Source organism: Glaciecola punicea ACAM 611, assembly GCF_000252165.1.
GTDB lineage: Bacteria > Pseudomonadota > Gammaproteobacteria > Enterobacterales > Alteromonadaceae > Glaciecola > Glaciecola punicea.
The window spans coordinates 305,253-327,363 of record NZ_BAET01000007.1 but is presented as its reverse complement, the minus strand read 5'-3'; the positions used below and the strand labels follow the sequence as shown (position 1 = coordinate 327,363).

11 protein-coding genes are annotated in these 22,111 nt (G+C 42.3%); all 11 read right to left on the bottom strand.

All coding sequences use genetic code 11. The features are described 5' to 3' along the window. Positions 1–9 precede the first annotated feature (9 nt). The 11 genes from uup to nhaC all read right to left on the bottom strand — a co-directional run bounded on the left by uup (position 10) and on the right by nhaC (position 22,048). Positions 10–1,944, bottom strand: coding sequence for an ATP-binding cassette ATPase Uup (uup, locus tag GPUN_RS03775; protein WP_006003547.1), 1,935 nt, complete (start codon positions 1,942–1,944; stop codon positions 10–12). After that, the gene (locus tag GPUN_RS13855; RefSeq protein ID WP_006003545.1) at positions 1,941–2,219 is read right to left on the bottom strand and encodes a glutaredoxin family protein; all 279 of its coding nucleotides are present in this window, start codon (positions 2,217–2,219) and stop codon (positions 1,941–1,943) included. Before GPUN_RS13855 ends, uup begins: the two co-directional genes overlap by 4 nt. Then, positions 2,216–4,333, bottom strand: coding sequence for a bifunctional 23S rRNA (guanine(2069)-N(7))-methyltransferase RlmK/23S rRNA (guanine(2445)-N(2))-methyltransferase RlmL (rlmKL, locus tag GPUN_RS03765; protein WP_006003544.1), 2,118 nt, complete (start codon positions 4,331–4,333; stop codon positions 2,216–2,218). Before rlmKL ends, GPUN_RS13855 begins: the two co-directional genes overlap by 4 nt. Continuing rightward, the gene (gene pyrD / locus GPUN_RS03760; RefSeq protein WP_006003542.1) at positions 4,326–5,330 is read right to left on the bottom strand and encodes a quinone-dependent dihydroorotate dehydrogenase; all 1,005 of its coding nucleotides are present in this window, start codon (positions 5,328–5,330) and stop codon (positions 4,326–4,328) included. Before pyrD ends, rlmKL begins: the two co-directional genes overlap by 8 nt. Before the next feature lie 61 nt (positions 5,331–5,391). Continuing rightward, on the bottom strand, positions 5,392–10,230 hold the full coding sequence (locus GPUN_RS03755) for an NAD-glutamate dehydrogenase (RefSeq protein WP_006003540.1): 4,839 nt from the start codon (positions 10,228–10,230) through the stop codon (positions 5,392–5,394). 181 nt (positions 10,231–10,411) lie between these two features. Then, entirely contained in the window at positions 10,412–12,730 is a 2,319-nt protein-coding gene (locus GPUN_RS03750; RefSeq protein ID WP_006003539.1) for an efflux RND transporter permease subunit, read from the bottom strand. 1 nt (position 12,731) lies between these two features. After that, complete coding sequence (locus GPUN_RS03745; protein ID WP_006003537.1) at positions 12,732–13,805, bottom strand: YCF48-related protein; 1,074 nt, start codon at positions 13,803–13,805, stop codon at positions 12,732–12,734. Positions 13,806–13,871: 66 nt separating this feature from the next. Next, entirely contained in the window at positions 13,872–15,236 is a 1,365-nt protein-coding gene (locus GPUN_RS03740) for a DUF1329 domain-containing protein (protein WP_006003536.1), read from the bottom strand. Between the two features lie 13 nt (positions 15,237–15,249). After that, positions 15,250–17,313: a DUF1302 domain-containing protein gene (locus GPUN_RS03735; RefSeq protein ID WP_006003534.1), complete on the bottom strand. Its 2,064-nt coding sequence runs from the start codon at positions 17,311–17,313 to the stop codon at positions 15,250–15,252. 474 nt (positions 17,314–17,787) lie between these two features. Then, complete coding sequence (pepN, locus tag GPUN_RS03730; RefSeq protein ID WP_006003529.1) at positions 17,788–20,424, bottom strand: aminopeptidase N; 2,637 nt, start codon at positions 20,422–20,424, stop codon at positions 17,788–17,790. 109 nt (positions 20,425–20,533) lie between these two features. Further along, positions 20,534–22,048 (bottom strand): Na+/H+ antiporter NhaC, encoded by a 1,515-nt coding sequence (nhaC, locus tag GPUN_RS03725; protein ID WP_006003527.1) that lies wholly within the window; start codon positions 22,046–22,048, stop codon positions 20,534–20,536. Positions 22,049–22,111: the final 63 nt, after the last annotated feature.

Here is a 22,111-nt window from a genome sequence, read left to right as displayed (position 1 = left end):
TTCCTGTAACTACTGATTATTCTGTAATGATTCCAACACTTCCCAACGCGCAAATGTAGTATCTAATTTACGCTCAGTCTGAGCTAGTTTATCTATTATCGGTTGCGTTTTGGAAGTATCGCGACTGTAAAAATCAGTCTGGCTTACTTCTTGTTGCAAAAGTTCAAGCGTTTCTTCTAATGTTTCTAATTGCTTTGGCAAGGCCAGTAACTCTTGCTGTTCTTTATATGATAACTTTTTCGCACTGACCTTAGTAGCCGAATCTGTAGATTTACCTGCACTAGGCGGTGCATTTAGTCTTTGCTTCATTACTGACCCCGAAGACGTTTTCTCAGCGGCACTTCTTTGGCTTGCATACCACTGCTGAACATCTTCATAACCGCCTACAAACTGCGATATCTTGCCATTACCTTCAAAAAATAAACTTGACGTTACGACATTGTCAATAAATTCACGGTCGTGGCTGACTAGCAGCAAAGTACCCTTGTAATCCACTAGCAAAGACTCTAATAATTCCAGCGTTTCGACATCTAAATCGTTGGTTGGTTCATCTAATATTAGCAGATTACTAGGTTTGAGCATTAGCTTTGCTAACATCAAGCGGTTCTTCTCTCCCCCTGACAAGGTCGATACTGGTGCGTTTGCCCGCTCAGGTGAAAACAAATAGTCTTGCAAATAACTAATAACATGTCGAGGTGAGCCGTTTACTTCAATTTCTCTTTTACCGTCAGCTATTTCATCTATTAAGGATTTATTTAGATCCAACTGATTTCGATGCTGATCAAAATACGCTATTTCTAAGTTTGCGCCCTGAAAAACCTCACCGCTTTGAGCCTCTAACTGACCAATAAGCAACTTTATAAGGGTTGTTTTACCGCAGCCGTTCGGGCCAATAAAGGCGACTTTATCACCCCTGTTTATGAGTACATCTAAGTTCTGAATAACAGGCTTGTCGCCATACTGATAATTGACGTTTTTAAGCTCGAACACCCGTTTGCCTGACTTAACACCTACCGAGCTCACAATATTAGCGTTGCCCAACTGATTGCGCCTAGCTTTAAACTCCAACCGTAAAGCTTCTAAGGCTCTTACCCTACCTTCGTTGCGTGTGCGCCTAGCTTTTATTCCTTGACGGATCCATACCTCTTCCTTGGCTAACTTTTTGTCAAATTCGCGCGCGTGGGTTTCTTGAATTTCTAAATCAATGGCTTTTTGTTCAAGGTACTTCTCATAATTGCCGGGATATGAGGTCACGCTGCCACGATCAATATCAACAATGCGGGTTGCCATGCTGCGAATAAATGCACGGTCGTGACTGATAAACACAATGGCCCCTTGAAAAGACAGTAGCGTTTTTTCTAACCACTTCACCATATCAATGTCTAGGTGGTTAGTTGGCTCATCTAGTAGCAATATGTCGGGTTGCGACACCAGGGCTCTTGCCAGTGCTGCTTTGCGTCGCCAACCGCCCGATAAGCCCTGTAGACTCATCTCTGCGTCCAGACCTAGCTGGGAAAGTACATTGTTTATGCGCTGCTCGGTTTGCCAACCATTATTCGCGTCGAGTATCTCTTGCAGTCTTTGTAATTCGGCCAGCGCGGTGTCGCTGCTGTCTTCAGCAATTTTATGTATTTGCGCGTTATACGCTTTAATAGCATAGGCGTCTTCAGCTAAACCCTCGGCCACATAGTCAAATAAAGAAATATCATTGTTGGTCGGCGGATCTTGAGCTAAACGCGCTATGTTCACATGATTTGCCCCTATGCGCTGTCCTTCATCAAGCTTCACTTCGCCGCTAAGTACCTGCAGCATGGTAGACTTACCGCTGCCGTTGCGACCCACTACGCATACGCGTTCTTTTTCGTGCAGCACAAATTCGGCTTGGTCTAATAAAGGTGGCTGACCAAACAATATGCTGGCCTGTTTAATTTGAAGTAAACTCATGCAAGAAACGCCTTAAGCTGAGTGAGAGAAAATGGCCAACCAAGCTCGTTTGTTGAGCTATGTGGAGGGTTATTTGAAGCATTACTGACGCTGCCACCTATGCTAGCATTATTCTTTTTTATTACCGGTATACGCGCACCATATAAATGATACAACTCACTTGAGTTTCTAACATTCACTTTTTCTAGTTCAATGGGCTCGTCTAACTGCTTAATAATCGCAATAGCATGATCGCAAAGCTCGCATTGAGGGCCTTTATATAATGTTATTTTCATAGGCTTAATATCCAGCAATGATGAATTTTTTGATTGCGTTTAAAGTCCTCATCAATGGTTTGGGTGCCTATATTGTTGAGGCTAAAACCAAGTGCTTCTAAAGCTTGGGCATCAATTTTAAAACTACGTAAATTGTTACTGAAATAAATTTTACCGTCACTGGCCAGCATATTTTTAGCATCGCTTAAAAGTGCAACGTGGTCGCGCTGCACATCCCAATTGTTTTCCATGCGTTTTGAATTGGAAAATGAAGGCGGATCTACAAACATCATATCAAATTTATTTGCTGGATTTTGTCGAGCAAGCCACACTAAACAGTCTGCCTGCAAAAATTCATATGCCCCTTGCAGATTATTTAGGGCAAAGTTATCTTTAGCCCATTGAATATAAGTGTTGGACATGTCTACCGACGTAACCGATTTGGCACCTTGTAACGCTGCATGTACCGACACACTCCCGGTGTAGCAAAATAAGTTTAATACATGCTTATTTCGCGACTGCGCAGCAAAGCGCTGACGGGTAATACGATGATCTAAGAACAAGCCCACATCTAAATAGTCAGTCGGGTTGATCAAAAACTTAGCTTGATTCTCATAAACTTCGATTCGCGATTGCTTCGTATCTACTCTTTGATATTGCGTTTTACCCTCTTGCTTTTTACGCACTTTAAGCACAATACGTTTACGATCCACCTTTAAAATATGCGGAATATGCAGCAAAGCTTGGGCTAAACGCTCTTGCGCAACATTTTCAGGAATGGTTTTAGGCGGTGCATATTCTTGCACAATAACGTAGTCGGCGTAGCAGTCGATGGCAAAGTTATAGTTTGGCAAATCGGCGTCGTAAACTCTGTACGCATTTGTGTCAGTTTTCTTCAACCAAGTCGCAATGCGTTTTACATTTTTGCTGAGCCTGTTGCTAAACTCGTCTTCATTGAGCTTAGCCTGAAAAGCAGTTAGGTTATCTTGAGTCAATTGATACAAGGCTAGCTGAGTCTCTAGCTTTCCGTTAAATAACTTGAACCGTTTATGGGTGCGAAGTTTAAGCGCTTTTAATAAATGGTCATTGGAGCTTAACAGCGCCACATTCCAATTAGCAAAATTGGCTTTTAAATGGCTGCCTAGTTGAGAGTATAAAGGCAGCAGACCAACGTAATCATCAAGTCTTTCTCCATAAGGAGGATTGCACACGATGTAACCTTGAGTTTCTTTTACTTTTGCATGCAGTGCATCGCACTGTTTAAAATCAATATAGTCGACAACCCCTGCGTTTTCAGCGTTGGTCACGGCGTAATCTAAAATAGTGGTACTAATATCGAAAGCGTAAATAGGCCCGTCTGGTGCTTTCTGCTGAGCTATTAGTTCGGCTTTAACGCTTTCAAATTCAGCGGCCTGATGCCCAAACCAGTGCCTAAAGCCCCATAGCTTACGCTCAACGTTGGGCGCAATCTTAGCCGCTATCATAGCACCTTCAATAGCGATGGTACCTGAACCACACATTGGATCTAGCAAGGCTTTTGAGCAGTCTTTGTGCCAGCCGCTTCTATATAAGATTGCAGCAGCAAGCTGTTCTTTTAAAGGGGCATCGCCAGTGGCTTCTCGATACCCTCGCTTATGCAGGCTAGTGCCCGACAAGTCGATACAAATAGCCGCACTTTCACGCCTTAGCCTTACATGCACCTGAAATTCTGGAAATTGTCTTTCAACATTAGGACGGGATTGACCATCTTCTACAAAAGAATCGACAATCGCATCTTTTACTTTTAAGGCACCAAACTGGGTATTGTTGATTGTTTTGCTTTCGCCCACAAACTGCACCGCAAACGAGGTATGGCTGCTAAATTGCTGCGGCCAGTCGACCTGAGAGGCAAGCGTATATAGCTCTTCAGCATTACCCGCTTTACCCTCATTCATGACGATTAAGACACGGTTAGCTAGGCGAGAGCTCATGCATATTTTATAGGCGTCCTTTAATTCAGCTTCAAAGCTTACTTGGCCTGGCTGAACGCGGGCAAAAGATTGAATTTCGTCATCAGGAATATTTAACATTTCTGCTATTTCAAGCTTTAATAATTCGTCAAGCCCTTTGGCAGCGGTTACTATAAATTTATACATTGGTCAGTTCTTTTAGTAGCGGTGGTCCTTGGTAAATAAAACTGGAGTATACTTGGAGTAAACGAGCGCCAGAAGCATAGCGTTGAGCAGCATCTTGTGCATTACTAATGCCGCCTACACCAATAATTGGCATTGCACCGTTGAGTGCTTTACTCAGCATTTGCGTGATATCGTTACTTTGCTTAGTTAAGACAGCGCCGCTTAACCCACCCATTTCATCAGCATGTTTATGCCCAAGCACGCTATCTCGGGCAAGTGTGGTATTAGTAGCAATTACTGCATCCATACCCGTTTCGATGAGTGCTGTGGCAATATCATGAACTTCTGCTTGTGTATTATCAGGGGCTATTTTGACCGCCAATGGTACGTACTTCCCGGTTGCTTTGTGCAGAAGAGTTTGTTCTGTTTTTAAGCTACTGAGCAAGGTTTTAAGTAAATCACCGTATTGTAAATTACGCAGCCCTGGGGTGTTAGGAGACGAAATATTGATGGTAATGTAAGACGCTAGCTCATAGACTTTGCGCATGCAGTTTAAATAGTCATCTATTGCATTTTCTTCAGGCGTATCCTTATTTTTACCAATATTAATGCCCAACACACCTTGGTAATTACTTTGGTTTACGCGCTCAACAAGGTAATCGACCCCTTTGTTGTTAAAGCCCAATCGATTAATAATGGCTTTATGCTGTGGCAAGCGAAACATTCGGGGCTTGTCGTTGCCAAACTGCGCTAAAGGCGTAGTGGTGCCTACCTCAATAAACCCAAAACCCATTGCGTCAAACGCGTCTATACACTCGGCGTTTTTATCTAAGCCTGCGGCTAAGCCAATTGGGTTTTTAAAACTCAAGCCCAAACACTCAAGGGGTTTGCCACTTAGCGATTGGGCATAAATGTTTTTCAACAGGTTGTGCTGAGAACCTTTAAGAAAAGCCATCGAAAAATCATGGCTTCGTTCTGCATCACACAGCATTAACAATTTTTGAACGATTGAATACACTTTTATCCTAGATATAAAAAAGCCCTGCAAGCAGGGCTGAGTACTTTTTGCGAGTTATAGTTTAATGGTTTGCGCTGATACTTAACAGCATCAATTCACGTAAGGCAACAGAAAATTTAGCAAACTCGTGATTATCTGAGGTTTTAAACTCAGTCATCATGTGCAACCAGCGCGCTACTTTAACACTATTAGTGCTTGACCAGTCACTAAGTATTTTGTCGGCGTCGGCGCTGTCGGGTGAACATTGCAGTAAAACCAGGGTTATCGCGCGCTGCTGCCAATCAAGTTCCTCTCGATAAGAGGCTCTTGCCAGTGCTTGCCAATTATTACTAACACTCTGTTGAATAATTTGAGTAAGAAACCAGTGAAGTTCAAATTTATGACCAAGCTGATAGTAAAGCCTTGCAACCACTTCCACTGGCCGGTCTTTTAGCTCTGCCATTTGGGCTAAATCAAGCGACGAGAATAAGTTGCTTAAACTGGCAATTTTATATGCAATTTCTTTAGGCACATTTTCCGATACTAAAAAGGCACAGCGGTCTTCTACCTCTTTCACTTCTTCGTCTACCAAAAAGCTAGTCAAATTCGTACTAATGACAGTAAACGCAGGCAAATATTTTTTAATCGCTTCGTCAATACCTAGTTTAAACTCGCCATGGCGGATATACCAGCGCACAATACGGCGTAATGTTCGGCGCATGCCGTCTAAAATTTCAAGCTGCAGACCAGCACTAATTACATTATCTAAATCCTCTACTGACTCCCATAGACTACCCATATTAAAAATGGCTTTTACTATAGAGTAGGCGTTACAAATTTGAACAACATTTGCACCCGTTTCTTCACGAATTCGATGCACAAAATTAAGGCCCATGTCATTAATAATTTCATTGGTCAATTTTGTCGCAATAATTTCGCCGCGAAGAGGATGCTCCTGCATTTGTTCAGCAAACTGATTTCTTAGCACTTTTGGAAATGCATTTAACAAGTACTGATTATAATAAGGGTTTGTAGTAATAGCCTCTATATTAAATTCTTCTTTGAGTACCATCTTGCCGTACGCAATAAGTACTGCAAGTTCTGGGCGCGTTAAGCCTTGACCCGTCACTACTCTTTCAGATATTTCATCGTCTGAGGGAATAAATTCCAATTCACGATTAAGTGAACCTTCTCGTTCAAGACCATGAATAAATCGAAGCTGTTCTTTAAGCTGTTTTACCCCCATCATTTGGGTAATTGACAGCGATTGGGTTTGACGGTAGCAGTCTTGAATCACTATTTGAGCAACATCATCAGTCATTTCGTAGAGCAATTTGTTGCGCTGCTTTACAGTTAGATCACCTTTGTTTACGACCGTGTTTAACAATATCTTGATGTTAACTTCATTGTCTGAACAATCTACACCGCCCACGTTGTCAAAGAAGTCGGTATTTATACGACCGCCAGATGCTGCATATTCAATACGACCTAACTGAGTGCAGCCTAAGTTTCCGCCTTCGCCGATAATTTTCGCCTTAACATCAGCGCCGTTTACGCGCGTTGCGTCATTAGCCCTGTCTCCGACCTCAGAATGCGACTCGTGTTTGCTTTTTACATAGGTACCAATACCACCATTCCAAATCAAATCTACTGGCATTTTTAATACATTGTAAATAAGCTCAACGGGTGACATGGTGAGCTGGCGCGTGTTTAACCATTTTTTCATTTCTGGGCTAAGCTTGATTGATTTGTCACTGCGCTTAAAAACACCGCCGCCTTTTGAGATAAGGCAGCGCTCGTAATCATCCCAACTTAAACTAGGGTCACCAAACAAACGTTTGCGCTCTTTATAGCTGGATTCAGGATCGGGGTCAGGGTCAAAGAAAATATGCATATGGTTAAACGCACACACAATCTTAGTTTGCTGCGACAACAGCATACCGTTGCCGAATACATCACCTGCCATGTCACCTATTCCTACGCAGGTAAAAGGCGTAGTTTGGCAATTTATACCAACTTCACGGAAGTGGCGCTTCACTGACTCCCACGCGCCGCGTGCAGTAATTCCCATTTTCTTATGGTCGTATCCAACACTGCCGCCAGAGGCAAAAGCGTCGCCTAACCAAAAATCAAACTCATTTGATATCGCGTTGGCAATGTCAGAAAAGGTAGCTGTGCCTTTATCAGCTGCTACCACCAAATACGGGTCATCTTCATCTAAACGCACCACGTCTCTAGGATGGATAATTTGTCCGTCTTTAATGTTGTCGGTAATATCTAATAGGCTTCTAATAAATATTTTATAGCAGGCTTGCCCTTCTGCCTGAATGGTCTTCCGATCGGCTCCCGATGGCATTTTCTTACACACAAACCCCCCTTTTGCGCCAACCGGAACAATTACGGTATTTTTCACCTGCTGAGCTTTTACAAGGCCTAGCACTTCTGTTCTAAAGTCTTCCATGCGGTCAGACCATCTCAGTCCACCCCGCGCCACTTTTCCGCCGCGAAGGTGAACACCCTCAATTCTAGGAGAATATACAAATATCTCGAATTTAGGCAGAGGTAAAGGCATATCAGGAATTAGCTCTGGCAGTAACTTAAATGAAATGTAGGGTTTAAACGCGCCTAATTTGGTTTTCTGATAAAAGTTGGTTCTTAGAGTCGCATTAAGAAGTTCTAAATAACGCCTAATAATTCTGTCATCATCTAAATTAGATACAGTATCCAATTTAGCCATTACGTTGGCTTGTATGCTTTCAACTTTACTTTTGTTTCTGCGGATACTTGGACTGAATTTCTGGTGAAACAAGTCGATGACAAGCTTAGCGATCTCTGGGTAGCTCGCCATTGTATTAGCGATGTAATCAATACTAAACGACGTCCCAATTTGGCGCATATATTTTGCGTATGCGCGCACAATGGTGACTCTTCTGCCGGTAATGCCAGCACTCAAAATTAAGCGGTTGAAGCCGTCGTCTTCTAAGTCGCCATCCCAGGTAGCGGTAAACGCTTTTTGGAAAAGCTCTTGGGATTTTTCCATATCAAAAACGCTACTCGTTTTGTAAATCATGGTGAAGTCCATTACGAAGCTAAGCTCGCCTTTATCAGTGGTCACTTTATAAGGTCTTTCATCCACTACCCTAAGTCCAAAGTTCTCTAAAATTGGCAGTACATCTGACAGGTGAATTGGCTCATTTTTATGATAAAGCTTTAGTTTTACAATGTTACTACCCGATACTTCCTCTTGGGGTTGATAAAACAATATGTCCAATGTTTTTTCGTCGCTGAGCAATTCTACTCGTTGAATATCGACAAGCGCGGCACTCGGTAGGTTTTGTTCGGCATAGCTACGGGTAAAGGCGTTATCATATTTCTGGGCGATACTTTTACCCTGCTCGTCACCATAAACAGAGACAATTTTACTGTTTAATTTGTCTTGCCATGTTTTGGTGAGCTCAATCAGGTTCTTTTCAATCTCATTCACATCGAATTCCATGTTGTTGTTTTTGACGCGCGCAATATAATGCGTTCTTGCGTAAACTGATTCTGAAAAATACGTATTAAATTCAACATCACCGTTAGCATTAAATGCGTTTTTTAATAAACGCTGAGTGTCTCGTCTTAACTGAGTGTTATAGCGTTCTCTTGGCGCGTATACCATGCAGGAAATAAAGCGTCCGTACGCTTCTTTTCTCACGAATATTCTGGTCATTCCTCTTTCTTGCATCTGAAAAATGCCCAAAATAATTTGCGCAAGTTCTTGATCAGGTGTTTGAATTAACTCGTCGCGTGGGTAAGTTTCTATAATGTTAACGAACGCTTTATAAGCATGCGTGCCTTTCTCGAAGCCTGAGAAAACGCACATTCTATCAATTTTTTCTCGCAGCATGGGTAAGTCGGTGGCGCTACTGTTGTAGAAAGAGGCAGAGTATAAGCCTAAAAATCTATGCTCTCCGCTAACATTGCCTTTTTCATCAAAATCTTTAATGCCTATATAATCCATATAGGCTGGTCGATGAACGCGCGATTTAGAACTGGTTTTAGTCAGCATTAGTGGGTTGCTGCTTAAAGCTTCCTTGCGCGCGCTAGCAGGCACATTAGACAGCACTCGCTCCCGTGCACTTACCGAATTTTTCATTAACCCCAAAGAGCTTTCGTCTACGGGTATCCAGCGGTGATCGCCTTCAATGGCTTTTACGTCGTAGTAACGATATCCCATTAGCGTGAAATTATGGTCATTTAGCCAGTTTAAGAAGGTTTTGCTCTGAGACTTAACTTCATTTAGGGCATTACTATTAGACTGGGCGAAATTTTTAGTGATATTAGTTAAGGTTTCACGCATTGTTTGCCAGTCAGCTACCGACAGAGACACTTCACTTACCACTGAATGCAGTTCACTGGTAAGCTCTTTTACAAACTCGGGGCGAGACTGGCGATCTATCTCAATCAAAAATGCGGTTTCAGAGCAACCTTTAGTTCCGCGCTCTGATTTTTCGACAAACGCGCCTACGTTGCCATTAAGCTCACGGGTAAAGTGCATAGGAGAATGCAATACCAGATGTGATGTAATATTAAGTCTGTTAATCGCCATTTTGATGGAGTCGACTAAAAAGGGCATGTCATCCACGATAATTTGGATAACCGTATGCGACGACTGCCAGCCGTGTTTGGCAATTTCAGGATTGAACACTTTGATGGATGGTTCACTATTTTTCTTACTTTGCAGTAGCTTCCACAAGCTCAAAATAGCGCCGTATAAATCGCTATCGCTGCGACCGTCCAAATCGTCAAACGACATTGTCTTTAACAGCAAATTCCCAAACTGAATGACTTTATTCGATTCTGAGGCATCGACTTTATCGTTGATAAGCGAAAAAACTTGTTCTAATAACACTGACTGCTGCTGGTGCGTGACCGACATGTTCGTATACCCGCCTTTTTAATATTTGAATTAGTTGTAAATGCACGTAATTCCTTTCATTTTCCTAGATTTAATAGTGGTTTGCCAGCTATATTAACTAAATATTTACATTTTGCTTCCCATCGTTTCAAAATGTATAAAAAAAGGACCTTATTGGTCCTTTTTTAGTAATTTATGTGAGTTATTTCTTATGTGAGTTAAACCACAGCAGAAAAGCAATAGCAGGTAACACTATTATTGCGCCTAACATATTCACTAAAAACATAAACGTGAGTAGTATCCCCATATCCATTTGGAACTTTAAACTTGAAAATACCCATGTACTCACGCCAATCGCCAGCGTGATGCCGGTAAACAATACGGCACTACCGCGCTCTTTTAAAGCTTCTAAATAGGCAGTTTGTACATCGTCACCCGCCTTTAAACGCTGCGACATAGTCGACAAAATATAAATCCCATAGTCAACGCCTATACCTACCCCAAGGGCAATCACTGGCAAAGTAGACACCGTTAAGCCTATCTCTAAAAAGGTCATTAATGCTTGTGCCAAGACCGACACCACGTAAAGCGGTATTACCACTGACAGCGTCGCCCTTATCGAACGAAAACTAATAAGGCATAATATGATTACGGCACCAAATACGTAATACAGCATAGGATCTTGGGAAGCCTCAACCGCTTCGTTTGTCGCCGCCATCACGCCAACAGGGCCCGATGCTAATTTGAACGTGAGTTCGTCTGTTTCATACTCTTGACTAATCTCTTTTATAGCCTTCACCACGGTATCAATTGTTTCCGCTTTATGATCCTCCATAAACAAGATTACAGGCATAACCGAGCAATCGCTGTTTAACAATCCAGACGAAGAAGGTACTTGTGAAACCGCCTGCACCATGGTGGACTGATTACGCGGTAGTGCTTGCCACTTGGGATTACCCTCGTTGTAACCAGCGTTTACTTTTTTAGCTACCGACGACAGCGATATGCCGGATTGAACGCCCGGAATATTCTCCATTTTCCATTGGAATTCATCTATTGCGCTCATTACTTCAAAGCGCGTACAAGCTTCAGGCGTTGCCTCAACGATAACCGAAATATAGTCAACCGTTATTTCAAACTTGTCGGTAATCAAGAAGGTGTCTTGATTGTAGCGAGAGTCTTCATGTAAAGAAGGCGCTCCGGCGTGTAGGTCGCCTATTTTCAGGTATTGTGCTTGATAACTTCCCCATGCGAAGAGTGCACCGGTAACGACCACAATACCTATCGCAATTTTAGGCGACGCACAGTTGGATACCATTAACCAAAATTTCGATTCTTTAGGCTCTTTGGCGTATTTCTCTTTATGCGAGTCTGATAGTTTCACATATGACATAAGCACAGGCAACAGCAACAGGTTAGTCAGTATAATAACCGCAACCCCCATACTGGCGGTAATAGCCAGCTCTTTTATTATGCCGATATCAATCACTAAGAGCGTCATAAAACCAATCGTGTCTGACAGCAAAGCCACTCCGCCCGGTATCAATAACGATGAGAACGCATGTCGGGCAGAATCTTTAACCGATATACCTTTTGCCGCTTTCTTGCCCATGGCGTTGATCATCTGCACGCCATGGCTCACCCCTATCGCAAAGACCAAAAACGGCACTAGAATAGACATGGGATCCATGCCAAATCCGAATACCGTAAGCAGACCTAGTTGCCAAACAACGGCCACAATGGAGCACGCCAAAGGTAAAAACGTTAATACAAGTGACTTACAGAAAAAGTACACCATAATAGCCGTTATTGCGATGGCAATAGCAAAGAACATAAGCACATCTTTAGCACCATCAGCCACATCACCAATCATCTTGGCAAAGCCAATAATATGAACACTTGTTTGTTCATTTTCATATTGGCCGCGCAGCTGATCTTCGAGCTTTGAGGCTATTTGCAAGGTGTCAAGAGGCTCTCCCGTTTCAGGGCTTATATCTAAAAGCTGTGCCGTTACCATAGCGCAGCGCGAGTCGTTAGAGACTTGACGTCCAACAATACCTGCTTTATCAATATTCTTACGCACAATCTGTAGCGATTCAGGATCAGAGGAGTTGAAGTCAGCCGGTATAACGGGGCCACCTGAAAAGCCACCTTCTACAATTTCTGTGAAGCGAGTAGAGGGTGCAAACAACGAAACAACGAGGGAGCGATTGACGCCTTCTATAAAGAATAGCTGGTCATGTACATTTTTAAGTGTGTCAAAAAAGTTTTGATTATAAATGGTCTGATTTTTATCACATACCGACACCAATATATTATTTGCACCACCAAAATTTTCTTGATGCTTGATGTAGGTTTGCATGAACTCATGGTTAAGTGGAATGTTTTTGGTAAAGCCAGCATCTAATTTGAGCAAAGAGGCTTGATAGGCTAAGAATACCGTGGCGATTAAAAAGACGATGACAACCGCCATGCGATTCTCAAACACCATATTTTCAATTTTTTTAACGAATGGGTTCATCTTATTCTTCTATTACCATTGTTTTTAAACCACCTGCGGTGACTAACAAAAGACGGTCATTGGATATAATACCGCCTAAAATTGCATCAGAAAAGTCAGTGTTTACAAGCGAAACAGAGGGATGCCTTTTGCAATTAGCGATGTTGGCTCTATCGAAGGTGTCGTAGGCGTTAGCAGAGTCTTCGTTTAGTTTTTGAATGTCAATGCTCAATATCACACCATTATTGCCCGCCACAAACACTTTGTTTTCAGATGTAATCACTGAATTTAAGGACGTCGTTACACAGGTTTCAATAGGTAATTGTTCATCAGTTGCCAATACAAACATATGACCGCGCAAACCAACGGCTAACGATATTTCGTTAGGTAGTATGCCAACGTCAAAGAAAGACCCTTGATAACCTATATCAATACGTTTCCAGCTTTTGCCTTTATCGCTGCTAGTTGCCAATAAACCAGCTTCACCGGCAACGTAAAGTGTATTTTCACTTGCAGAAACTTTGTTCAAATGAGGAGAAATAAACGACAGCTCTTCTAAATAAAAGGCTTCGTCATCTTTAATACTGTCTAAATAATCATTGTCATCTGGCGACAACATCCCTGGGTGTCCTTCTTGCACCCATGAATCACCACCGTTAGTTGAGCGGTAGAAGAGTCCGTATGCACCAGCAGCAATACCTTCCTTTTCGTCGAAGAAATAGACGCTCAGCAACGGCCTATCTAAATCAGGGTCGCTTTGCACTAATGTCCATGTAAGGCCTGCATCGGAAGATTTAATTATTGTGGCATCGTGCCCAACTGCCCATGCAAAGTTATTCAGACTAAATACATCGGTTAAGGTGACGTTAGCAGGAGACAGAACTTGCCTAAAATTTTCAGCAAACGCGTCACCCGTGGTTTGATTAACCAATATATGGCCACGCTCACCTACAATTACATTGTGCTTGCCTTCGCTTACACCCAACAGTAAAGACTCTTTCACTAAAGGCGCTATAAAAGATAGCTCGTTGGCATTTGCTGTTGCAAGCCCAAGTAAACTAAGAACGGCCGCTACACTAATATTTTTTACTTTCACACTCTCTCACTTTCTCACTTTCTCACTTTCATAAAAAAAGGCTGGCAAAGCCAGCCGTTTTTGCGATTAACGTTTGCCTTCTCGTCGCAAAGCTTGCGGCGTGAATTCTCTGTCATCAAGCGCTATGGTGAAGTCATACATTGATTCTTCGTTGTCTAAACCTATGGCGAGATAACGACGCGAATTGAGATCATGATATACATCAAGCGTGGACCAATGAGTCGGCACATCATAATAGTTTACACCATGCGCAATGCCAACTCTATAAAGCTCGCCTCTGTTGTCGTACATATCAGCGACTTGAATTTGCCAACTGTCTTCATCAATATAGAACACACGTTTTTGGTAAATATGACGAAATTCATCTTTTATGTTTGCTTCAACAACCCACACTCTATGCTTTTCGAATCGCGTTAGGTCTGGATTTACATGCCCAGCATGCAGAATATCTTCATAGGTAACGTTATTACTGTGAATAGCATAGCTGTTATAGGCAACATAAAGTTCTTGCTTGCCTACGAGTGTCCAGTTATAACGATTGGGCGAGCCGTTAAACATATCAAAATCGTCGGTTGTGCGCAGTCCATCGGCTTGGGTTCCCGGTGCATCGTAAGCGATATTAGGCGCTCTACGAACACGTCTTTGGCCGGTATTATATGTCCATGCTTGACGTGGCTCTTTAACCTGATCAACCGTTTCGTGAACGAGTAAAGCGGTTCCGGCAAGCCTTGCTGGCTTAGTTACACTTTGCTTAAATTTAAACAGTATATTTTCTTCGGTCAGCCTTTCTGGTGTCATGCCCGTCTCGGCATATTTTATCATTAGCTGTTCATCAAAACCAATAACGTTATAATCGCCGCCTGCGGTTACCGCCGCTTGCCCGCCATTTCGCTGAACACCTTGACCTCTGTAGCGAAGCGTATGGTTCCATATAGCCTCAACGCCACTTTGAGGAATCGGAAATGGGATGCCAATCGCAGCGCCTTTCAGGCCGTTTCCGTCCTGTATCAACTCAGCAGTTTTAGCATTTCGTTTGGTAGCGTCATACACAAACTGAGGGTTAGAAGCGGTTCTTCTTGTTTGATACACCGGCATTTTGTAAGTATCAGGATATGTTTCAAAAAGCTTTTGTTGACCGTCAGATAAAAACTCAGCGTACTCTTTATAATTAGCGGCGGTTATGATGAACAACGGTTTGTCGTCTGGAAATGGGTCGATGTGAAAGTCACCCACCGTGTAACCTTCCGGCGCAGAGGTAATGCCCCCATTCCATGCGGGAATGCTACCGTCGGCATTGCCTGCCTGTATCGCCCCTAAAGGTGTTAAACGTTGACCTAACTCTGCGATTTCAGCATCAGACACTTTCGCAAGTGCATGAGTGCTGGCAATTGCGATTACAATACTGCTTGCAATTACACTTAAATTTTTCATATTGGTTGGGTCCTTAAATATCGTATTTAATGTTAAATGAGGCAAAATCACGATCGGATAGCGCATTAGTAGTGCCTATACCGCCCCAAAATGCACTGTAGCCCGCCGAAAATGACCACTTGCTTAGGTAGTCTAGCGTAAATGTTAGGTTAGCTGATTTAGTATCTTCAAGAAACAAGAACAGTGGATCGGGTGTGGTGCCATTCACATCATGTGAGAAGGTCGCGCGAGTGCGTAAATTCATACCCGCAAACACATTATTAAAATCGGCTACCGCGAGTAAGCGATATCCCCATGCGCTACTGGTGGCAAATGGATTAGTTTCTGGCCCATTGGAAATACCTGTATGCAAACCTTCCCTGTTATTATCTCCAATGGGTTCTAATGAAGGAGTACGAGCAGTGCCTGGTGCATTTAAACGAATAATGCTGGGGTCTGGAAAGTCTCGAACGCGTACGTAGCCTGCTTCACCTAAAAGTATCAGATTATCGGCGCCCAATCTTGGGCCAAATACATGCGAAGCAGTCATCTGCACCTGCCAAGTATCTAACAACCAGAATCCTTCTGCGGTCTCGCCGGGCCCTACATTTCTATCAATATTATTCAACTGTGATATACCGGCTAAGTCTGGACGTAAACCTGCATTGGCAAGCTGCTCTGGCATTGCGGTATATAAAAGTTCTACGTCATCGATTTGCAAGGGCTCATCTTGACGGTAGGCGAATTCTCCAGAGAGCGCTGTTTGACCGACTGTGGTGTTAAAACTTACCCCGTACAATTTAATATCTTCTGGGTAGGTGAATCTTGTTTCCGTAAATGCACCTAAGTTTGTAATAGTATCTCTGGTCACGCCACCAGACGCTAGGATATTTAAATCTCTGCCAATGCTAGCCGGCGTAAAGTCAGATGTGCGCCCTGATACTAAGGGTCGTGTAGAGTGATAATTAATATGATAAAAACCAAACTCAGTTTCGTTTAGCTCAGACGCAAACCAAGATAGTTTCAAGCCATATTGACCCGAGTCACTGGCCTCATCATGCGCTGCGTCACCGCGTGCCCTTACAGCTACTTTTGTTGGATACGCTAAATAGGCTTGACCCGCTTGTTGTGGAGAAATAGTACCAGAGGCCAAGGCTGCTCCTATGCCATTTAGCTGCGTTATTAAGGTGTCTGCGTCAATGTCAGGGTTTCCGGTGAAACCCAGTTGGATATTATTAAACGAACCGCCCTCGCCTGCAAAGTCGTTGCCCGCAAAATAGCTACCTGCTACTGGCAGCAACGAACGCTCATATTCATATTGATAATAACCTGCAACGCTCACGGCATCGGTAAGGCCTATCGATGCATATACCATCCCAACGGGAATAAATACTTCTTTGAGTTCGGAGCCAGGCGCTCGTGATCGCGTCACATCAACGGGGTTAGTTGTATTAATACCATGTTGGATAAACGTACTCTCTCCCCAGCTTACAACTTGGTCACCTACACGGATGCTAACCGGCATATCGCCGACCCATAAATTTGCATAAGCAAAGAAGTCTAACATTCTTACATCACTGCAAAGCTCCTCTTTAGCATTTGAATCTCTACAAGGGTCAACCGTTACTCCGGTAATAGGATTAGCCCAGTCTCTATCGTTGTCGGACAATTCAAAATCATAAAAATAGAAGCCACGTGCGAAAAAGCCATAGTCGCCGTAATTAACATCGAGTTCATGTAAGCCAACGAACTGAGTTGAAAACGCTTTGCCTGGATCGTAACTTAAGTTGCCTAGATCGCCATTAGTAGAATACGCGCCATCTGACAGTGCCCATACATCTGCGCTTGGATAAATTACATTGGTTGCAGCATTATAGCCAGACCAGTCGAACTGAGGGTGGTTACTGTTGCCAATAAGATCAAAATCACGGTCTTCAACGCGAATACTTGTCGCTAATGTGAAGTTAGAATCAAAATTGACTTCTACGTCGCCAAAACTCCAGTTAGCAGCATAAACACTGCTAGACATTGCCGCTATTATTGATGCAATACCTATTGCGATAGAAGTTTTATTAAAGGCGCTAGGCTTATTTGTCATGGGTTTACCTTCTTCAAATACACTTGTTTGGGTGTGCTAAAAAAAAACACAACACTTCGTTTGATATTAACAAAATGATTACATCATTTTAATGTAATCGCAAGAACAAATCGTACCAGTTACTTCATTAACGTGATATTTATAAACTTTTATCGCCCGCTTGCAATATCATGCTTGTTTTTTAAGCCGCTTATGAGGTGTTAATCATTGCATAATTGTTAACGAATACATTTAACACTAACGATTTTGTTATTAGTATCGACGATTAGCCCGTAATTGCCCTGCAGGCAGCTTGGCGAAATAAATCTTTGCATATTTTACTTAGGCATTCGAATTTACTGTTTGTCACCAGTAGAAATTTAATTTGTTGGCGATACAAATCTTCACATTGGGCATAGTGCAAATTCACTGAAAAACAGTACGATTGATGAAGATTGCTTTTCTTTACCATACAACAATCACGCCAACACTAGGTTACATAATGAGCGCTTTACTAATTTTTTCAAACAAATCTTTGCTCAAACCCTTTACACCGTAGAGCCTGTTAAGCTGCGCTTTAATGAGCACTTGATTCGTGCTTGCATAGCGTGAAAACTGCATGAGGGGTGTCATTAATCGCGACGCAATTTGTGGGTTTACTTTATCTAAAGTAATTAGGTAATCAGTTAAATATTTGTATCCAGACCCATCAATTTGATGAAAACCCAAGGTGTTATAAAACGCAAACGAACCAATGAGCGAGCGCACTTTATTAGGATTTTTAATTGAATACTGTTGATGCGCTTGCAGCAAATCTAAATGTGCCAATATATCGGTTTTACTCGATTTTGCCTGCATAGCAAACCATTTATCCATCACCACTGCGTCATCTCCAAATTGCTCTTCGAACGCGATCATTAAAGAGTCAAAGGTATCATCTTGAGTGACCTGTGCAGCTTTTAGTGCTCCCAAACGGTCCGACATATTGTGCGCATTTTTATATTGTAAGGCAATAAGCGGTGCCACTGTCTCGGCACTGCTATGGGCGAGTAAGTGAAGACAGGTATTTTTTAAGGATCTATTGTTTACTTGCTGTTTTTCATAGGCGTATGGCCTTGGGTTTTGAGACAAGCGTAGGTAATGACGTATACAAAAATGATGTAAAGTATTCGATAATTGCACAACAACTTTATGTCTAGCATGGTATAACATAATCGGGTCTACTTTTTCTATTTGAGAATATAATGATTCTGCGCTAGGCACCGACAGAATTTGCGCGAGCACCTCAGGTGCTACGGTCAAATTTTTAATGGCGGTAGCCAGTTTTTCAATGTCTTGCCTCAGTTGCATATCAGCATTATTGTTTGCGCCATTTGCTGCATTATATATTTCTTTTATTAACATTATATAAGCATTGTGCGACGCCTCCCATTTCGCATAGTCGTTGCCAGCAAACTCAATAATAATTAGCAGTTGCGACAATGTATAGTCGTATTCAATAAGCACCGGCGCTGAAAAATCTTGTAACAAAGACGGCGTAATTTGTTCGTTCGGCACATCTAAAACTAGCGCGGTGCTTGCACTATTCATCACTAATGTATCATTTTTTAAACGAGTATCGACTTTGTGGCCATTCTTATCAAAACATTCGAGTTTTATGGGCACATACAAATCTTGTTTTTGCGCTTGCGTGCGCGTTGGTGTATTTATTTGAGTGAAGCTTAGGGTGGTTTGGCTGTCACCTGTGCTTGCTTGCTCAACTCTCACCCTGGGCGTACCCGACTGGGAGTACCAACGCTTAAAGTGCGATAAATCTGCGCCGTTTGCATCTTGCATTGCATTCACAAAATCATCGCAGGTAACCGCTTGTCCATCATGGCGAGCAAAATACTCATCCATGCCTTTTCTAAAACCAGCTTTGCCTAAAAGAGTGTGCAGCATACGTATTACTTCTGCGCCTTTATTATAGACGGTTACTGTGTAAAAGTTACTCATTTCAACTACTTCGTCAGGTCTAATGGGATGACTCATGGGGCCCGCGTCTTCTGCAAATTGATTTTCGCGCATTACATTTACATGGCTAATGCGGGTCACTAAATCACTGTACATATCAGCCGAAAACTGTTGATCACGAAAGACCGTCAAACCCTCTTTTAGACTTAATTGAAACCAATCTCGGCACGTGACGCGATTACCTGTCCAATTATGAAAATACTCGTGTGCGATAACCGCCTCTACATTAAAATAGTCTTCATCTGTAGCGGTGTGCGCATCAGCCAACACAAACTTAGAATTAAATACATTTAAGCCTTTGTTTTCCATCGCGCCCATATTGAAGAAATCAACGGCCACTATCATATATATATCTAAATCATATTCGAGTCCGTAATTTTGTTCGTCCCAACTCATTGCCTTTTTCAAAGAGTCTAGGGCGTGTTGTCCTTGCCCCAGTCGACCTTCATCTACAAAAAGCTCTAATGCGATCTTTTTACCGCTTTGAGTAGTGAACTCATCAACTAGCTTATCAAAATGACCCGCCACTAATGCAAACAAATAGCTTGGTTTGGGGAAAGGGTCTTCCCATACGCAAGTGCGTTCACCATTTTCAAAACCAGTATCTGTAATAAGATTACCGTTGCTTAATAAATAAGTGTCAGCTTCTGCTGTGCTGACTATGCTTACTGTAAAAATAGCGAGAACGTCGGGGCGGTCTAAAAAATAAGTAATTTTACGAAAGCCTTCAGCTTCGCACTGACTACAGTATGCGTTATTTGAATAATATAGCCCTTCTAAACTTGTATTTTCAATGGGTTTTATGGTGTTCACAACGGTAAGGGTAAAGGTCGCAAGCGAGGTGTAAAGCTCTAGACCATTATCGAGCATTTTATAATCATCATTTTCTGTCAAAATTTGGTCATCAATTTTAATCGACTGCAAACACAAATCTTTACCGTCTAAAAATAAAACAGACGACTGCGTATCAATTCGTTTTATCGTTGAAACGGCCGTAACTTTAGTCTCTTGGGGGCTTAGTTCAAAACGTAAATCGACGGTCTCAATAGTGTGGCTTGGCGGCGTATAATCGCGTCTTTTTTTGCTCAGCAGTGGCGATGTTGTTGATGATATAGTCATTTAAAAATACTCTATGTGAAGAAATAAAAACTAGTCAATTATATTATTAGATGACTACTGTTGATATGGAGAATTAATAGTCTTTATACCGGCCATAAAGCAACAAGGTCTAGCGTTGAGCTTTAACTTCCACCTTAGGTGGCGTTAGGCGCAGTATCTTGATCCCTAAATAGGCATAAATAATCGCTAGCACTGGGTTTATTAAATTAAAAAACGCATAAAATATATAAGCGAAAGGGTGCACTCCCAGCACACCGTGCATATAAGCACCGCAGGTATTCCATGGTATTAAAGGCGATGTAATGGTGCCACCATCCTCTAAGCTTCTAGATAAATTAAGCTGGTGAAGCCCTCTTTTTTCAAACTCTCTCTTGTACATTCTGCCGGGCATGACAATCGCAATGTATTGATCTGCCGTTACTAAATTAGTGCCTAAACAGGTTAAGATAGTGCGCGTTACCATGTCTCCGGCGCTGGTAGCGCCCTTTAAACAGGTTGCGACTATGGCTTTAAGTAAACCAACGCGCTCAAGCACAGCGCCAAAAGACATGGCGCATATAATCAGCCAAATAGTATTTAGCATGCTTGCCATGCCGCCTCTAGAGAGCAAGCTATTCAGATTTTCATCTGGGGTGTTAAACGAAACACCGCTAAAAAGTGCAGTCCAAGCAACCATAACACTTTTTATAGCGTCAAACTGCCCTACACTTAAGGTATTAATAATAAACTGGTTAGTTGAGCTATCTGACTGGGCTAAAACCATTTCCGCAATTAAATCTTGCTGAAAAATAAGTGCCCACACCGCACCTAATATTGCACCAATAAAGACAGTCGGAAACGCAGGCATCTTATTCACGGCTAATCCCAACAAAACAAAAAGAGGAATAAGTGTGAACCAGCCAATGGTAAACTCTTGGTTTAATAGCGCTTGCATAGACTGTATACGCTGCGCTGAGTCAACAAGTTCTGCATTAAAACCCAACATAACAAACAAGATAAGACTAATGATAAAGCTTGGTACCGTTGTCCACAGCATATACTTTATGTGTTCAAACAAATCAGTTCCGGCAATAGCAGGTGCTAAATTAGTTGTTTCAGACAATGGTGACAGTTTATCACCAAAATATGCACCTGAAACGATGGCGCCTGCGGTGATTGGCAACGAAAGTTCCATACCTGTGGCCACCCCAATTAGGGCCACACCGATGGTGGCAGCTGTTGTCCAACTGCTGCCTATACTCACAGCCACAACCGCACAAATAAGACAGCTAGCAGCGTAAAACAAGCTAGGGCTGAGCAATGACAAACCATAATATATCAGCGTGGGCACTGTACCTGCTAGCATCCAAGTGCCGATAAGTGCGCCAACAGAAAGCAGAATTAAACAAGCCCCTAAAGACATCGAAATACCTTTCACCATGCCTTCTTCAATGTCTTGCCACTTATGTCCGTTTTTGAGCCCAATGATTACGGCCAAAAACATACCAATCAACAATGCTATTTGATTAGGTCCGTAGGAAGAGTCAGCGCCAAATAACATAACGGCACTAAACATCAACACAATAAGTGTAAATATAGGAATTAACGCATCTACAAGAGACGGCTGCTTAATGCTAGAGCTCATATTATTATCCATATTCTAGGTGTTTGTATTTTTATTATTTGACTTAGCGCCGTAAAATATTGC